This is a genomic window from Frankia gtarii, from assembly GCF_025403375.1.
Taxonomy (GTDB): domain Bacteria; phylum Actinomycetota; class Actinomycetes; order Frankiales; family Frankiaceae; genus Frankia; species Frankia gtarii.
This window is the reverse complement of sequence record NZ_JAMPTM010000400.1, coordinates 1-4,420: the sequence shown is the minus strand read 5'-3', so window position 1 is coordinate 4,420 and position 4,420 is coordinate 1. Positions and strand designations below refer to the sequence as shown.

The following is a 4,420-nucleotide window of genomic DNA, read 5'->3' as shown; positions in this document are numbered from 1 at the left end:
CCGCCCGCCCGCCCGCACCAGGCGGCGGGCCGTCGACCGGGCCGCCGTCGACGCCGTACTGCGGCGGGGTCGTCCGACCCCGCGGATCGGCGTCACCCGGGCGGCCGGGCCGTCCCGTTCGTTGCCCGTCGGCCGGATTGCCTGGTCCGCCGGTGGCGGCCTGTCGCGACCGCTCGACCACGTGCCGGCCCGTGTTCCCGGCGGGGGTACCCGGCCGTGCCTGCGGCCCGCCGGGCTCGCCTGTCCCGCGTCGCCCGCCGGCCGGCGGGACCAGAGCCCTGCGCACGGGGGTCTCCGCGGCGGGCGGGGCCGGGCGGTCGCCACGACCCTGCGGGCGGCTTCGGCCGTACGGATCGTCTCCAGCGCCGCCCCCGGGCCCGAATCCGCCGCCGTCTGCGGGGAGATGGGACCCGGTCGACGGGCCGGCGGGGTCGTAAAGTCCGGTGTCCGCCCCGTGGCCCGCCGCGGGCGGCCGGCCGCGGTAACCGCCAGGAGCAGGCGGACCGCCGTAACCGCCCGAAGCGGGCTGACCGCCATAGCCATCGGCAGCGGGCTGACCGCCGTAATCGTCGGGAGCGGGCCGACCGCCGTAACCTTCGGCCGCAGCCGGGCGGGGTGCTGGATCCGCCTGAGAGTTGGGCCCGCGCGGCGGAGGGTTCCCCCCGGGCCGGCGGTAGGCGGGCTCGCGGTGGTCGTCATCCCAATCGGCCCGTCGCGCACCGTCCGTCACCAGACGACCTCCGATCCCGAGCCCCGCGCGCATTCGTTCGTCCCACCGGTGTACCACGGAGTTGCCGACATCTAGCGCGCGCCTAGTTGACAACAGCCCGTCAGGGGCATAGGGGCCGGGTCGGATACCACCGACCTGCGGCGGTATCCTCCCATGGCGCATCGGGCGCCTGACTGGGGGGACCGTCGATGAAGGGCTTCAAGCAGTTCCTGATGCGAGGGAACGTAGTCGACCTCGCGGTCGCCGTGGTGATCGGCACCGCCTTCACCGCCGTGGTGACGTCCCTGGTGAAGACCATCTTCACCCCGCTGATCGCGTCGATCTTCGGCAAGCCGGACTTCTCGGCCCTCACGTTCACGCTGAACGGCAGCGTGTTTCGATACGGCGAGTTCATCAACAGTGTCGTCGCCTTCCTCTCCGTGGCGACTGTGATCTACTTCGTCGTGGTGCTCCCGCTGAAGACCATCAACGATCGGCGCGCCCGCGGCCAGGTCCCGCCCGAGGAGGACCTTGTGCTGACCGATGAGGCACGCCTGCTTACCGAGATTCGTGATCTACTGGCGGAACGTCGTCCCACCTCCTGACCCGGTCGGCTGACCTGGTCGCCCCCGGAGGGACCCCGGCTCCGGTCCGTCCTGTCGATCGCTTACCCGAACGTTGGTTGGCATTCAGGAATCGCTCAGGCTCGCAAGGGAAAGTGCCTACCATGACACCGCGTCTCCCCTTCAGCAGCGGCGCCGAGGACGCTCAGGCGGACAGCGGCCGGGAGGAGTCCGGCGCCGGGCACGACTCGCCGTCCCCCTGGGCCCCACCCGCCGAAGGCACATTCGGGTCCCAGGCAGAACAGCCTCACCCGACCGGCCCCGGCAGCTCCTCACCCGACCGTTCCGTGGCACCGCCCCCCGGGGCGCCCTACGGCGCTCCCCCGCCGGTCCATCCGTCTGTCAGTCCCGGCCAGACGGCGCCGTTCAACACCGGCGGGTTCGCGGCCGGGCCCTGGGGCCCGCCCAACCCGAGTCCGGGCCAGGGCGGCCCAGGGCAGAATGCGTTCAGGGCTGATGCCGGTCCCGGCCCAGCGGGCGATCCGTACGGCTCGGGCGGCCCGGGAGTCGGCGGCCAGGGCAGGTCGGGCGGTTCGGGTCTGCCGCCCGGTCCGCCACCGGAGGGCCAGACGTGGGGCACTCAGTGGGGCAACCAGTGGGGCGCTCCCGGTGGGGGCATTCCACCTACCGCGTACGACATCCACGGCGATCGGCCGGCGACGGCCTCCCCGCTGCCCTGGCGTAGGCGCCGGCTGGTGGCCGCAGGGCTCGCCATCGCCCTCGTCTCCGCTGGCATCGGGGGCGGCGTCGGTGCCCTGGTCGCAGACAACGACAGCGGGAACCCGGTCGTGACCACCGCCGGGCTCGAGCGTAGCAGTGTCAGCTCCGGCGGGACGTCGCCGGCGGCCTCCGGCACCGTCGCCGCGGCGGCGCAGAAGATCCTTCCCAGCGTCGTCACGATCGCCGAGGAGTCGAGCAGCGAGGCGGGCACCGGTTCCGGGACGATCATCCGGTCGGACGGCCACATCCTGACGAACAACCATGTCGTGTCGGGAGCCTCCGACGGCGGCACGCTCACGGTGACCCTGCAGGACGGCCGCACCTTCGACGCGCAGGTCGTGGGGACCGACCCCAGTTCCGACCTCGCCATCATCAAGATCAACGCTTCGGGGCTGACCGCGGCGACCTTTGGCAACTCCGACACCTTGAACATCGGTGAGCTGGTGGTGGCGGTCGGCAGTCCGCTCGGCCTGAACGGCACGGTGACCTCCGGCATCGTCAGCGCCGTGCACCGCCCGGTCCGTACCGGCGACTCGACCGTGCAGGACCAGCAGAACACCGTCCTTGACGCGATCCAGACCGATGCGCCGATCAACCCGGGTAACTCCGGCGGCCCGCTGGTCAACAGCCGAGGCGAGATCATCGGCGTGAACAGTGCGATCGCGACCGTCGGCGGCGGCGGGGGCAGTCCGTTCGGCGGCAGCCAGCAGTCCGGCAACATCGGCGTCGGCTTCGCGATCCCCGGCAACTACGCCGAGTCGGTGGCCACCCAGCTGATCACCACCGGCCGCGCACGGCATCCCTATCTGGGCGTATCCGCCTCGACCGCAGCGGAGAACACGCGCTCGACCGCGTCCAGCGGAACCGGCGCGCAGATCCGGTCGATGGTCGCCGGCGGCCCCGCCGAAGGCGCCGGCCTGCGCACCGGCGACGTGATCACCAAGGTCGGCGACCGAGCCGTCAGCGACGTCGACTCCCTGATCGCGGCGGTGCGCTCGCACGCCATCGGAGACGAGGTCCAGGTGACCTACACCCGCAACGGCCAGAACGGCACCGTGAAGACGCGGCTCGCCCTGCAGCCGCCTACCTCCTGATCACAGCTCTGATCGCGCTCTGTTCCAGGCTCCGCCCAGCGTCCTGATCGCCGTCGTCGTACCACTTCGGAACCGACATACCGACCGCGCAATAATCGTGGGGTAATCCTGCGGACGGTCGCGAATGGCCGAGCCGGTGCGGAAGGCCCGCTGGGACCGATCGGTCGCGAAATTCGAAGCAAGCCGGTCTACGGGCTATTCGCCGCCCATCTTTCTAACTAGTCCTCCGACGGGACATGGCCACATCGCCCGCGCACCACCCCGAAGCAAAGTAACCACAAGTAGGCGAAAGTGATCAAAGCGCTACGGGCGCGCGGGTCAAGCGATTCCGACTGTCGAATCGACGACAACAAAATCCTCACAACGTTCACCCGTTAGCGCGGCCTGCCTCCTAGCATTGGATCCACCATCCGTTCCGGGTCCGCCGCTAGTCGACCGGGGAGTAGCTAAAGTATGGACGACGACGCGGACCTTGCGGCCCGTGTCCGACGTGGTGATCGGCAGGCGTTCGACGACCTGTACGACCTCTACGCGGATGATGTCTTCTCCATGTGCCTGCTGATTCTGGGTGATCCCACGGTGGCCCGGGCCGCCGCCGGCACGGCGTTCGCCCTGGTCGCCCGTACCCGTCTCAACCCACTGAGCGACCCGGCCCGGCTGCGTTCCTGGCTGCTGGAACTCGCCCGCGGCAGCGCCCTGGCCTGGTCGGGATCTCCGCAGGCCCGCAGCATCCCGGTGCCACACGGTGTACCGCCCGAGGAACTCCTGGTCGGCGCCGTGGTGCCGGCACCCGCCAGTCTGCGGGTGGGTCTCGCCCGCACCTTCGACCGAGCCGCCGCCGTCGCGGAGGCCGCTGCCGCCAGCCGCCGAGCTGCCATGCCAGCCGCACCCGTGGTCCCTGCGCCAGCCCAGAAGATCAGCCTCGTCAAGGCACCGGCCGAGCCCGCCGTTCCCTTCCCGTCCGACGCCGCGGAGACGCTGATCGCCCCCGCCATCGCGCGTTCGCTGCCGCTGATGCGGATGGACGCCGAGGCCGAAGCCGCCGACGCCGTTTCCATATCCGGCCGCCGGGTCCTGGCGTGGTACAGCCGGCCGGCGATGGCCGCCGCGGCGGCGGCGGTCGTCGTCGCCGCGGTCGGTCTCACCGCGGCGATGAACTGGCCATCGTCCAATCCCCGCCTGTTGGCGGAGAACGGCGTGGCGGTGGTGAGTCCGCAGCGGAGCCTCGACACGATTCGCCCCGCCACGGCGCCCGCCGCCCCCAGCGGCGACAC

2 protein-coding genes and 2 pseudogenes are annotated in these 4,420 nt (G+C 71.4%); 3 read left to right on the top strand and 1 reads right to left on the bottom strand.

The genetic code is table 11. The features are described from left to right. Positions 1 to 286: pseudogene (locus NBZ83_RS30300) on the bottom strand (hypothetical protein); the annotation flags it as partial. 632 nt (positions 287 to 918) lie between these two features. Here NBZ83_RS30300 and mscL point away from each other — a divergent pair. The 3 genes and pseudogenes from mscL to NBZ83_RS30285 form a co-directional block, all read left to right on the top strand. After that, positions 919 to 1,314, top strand: coding sequence for a large conductance mechanosensitive channel protein MscL (gene mscL / locus NBZ83_RS30295; RefSeq protein WP_261571193.1), 396 nt, complete (start codon positions 919 to 921; stop codon positions 1,312 to 1,314). Positions 1,315 to 1,436: 122 nt separating this feature from the next. Then, positions 1,437 to 3,146, top strand: a complete 1,710-nt coding sequence (locus NBZ83_RS30290; protein WP_261576327.1) for a S1C family serine protease — start codon at positions 1,437 to 1,439, stop codon at positions 3,144 to 3,146. A gap of 453 nt (positions 3,147 to 3,599) precedes the next feature. Beyond that, positions 3,600 to 4,420 (top strand): annotated as a pseudogene (locus NBZ83_RS30285) (RNA polymerase subunit sigma-24); the annotation flags it as partial.

Excerpts from the sequence above, each read along its gene's own strand:
- mscL (WP_261571193.1), top strand. The coding sequence starts at position 919 with ATGAAGGGCTTCAAGCAGTTCCTGATGCGAGGGAACGTAGTCGACCTC.
- NBZ83_RS30290 (WP_261576327.1), top strand. The coding sequence starts at position 1,437 with ATGACACCGCGTCTCCCCTTCAGCAGCGGCGCCGAGGACGCTCAGGCG.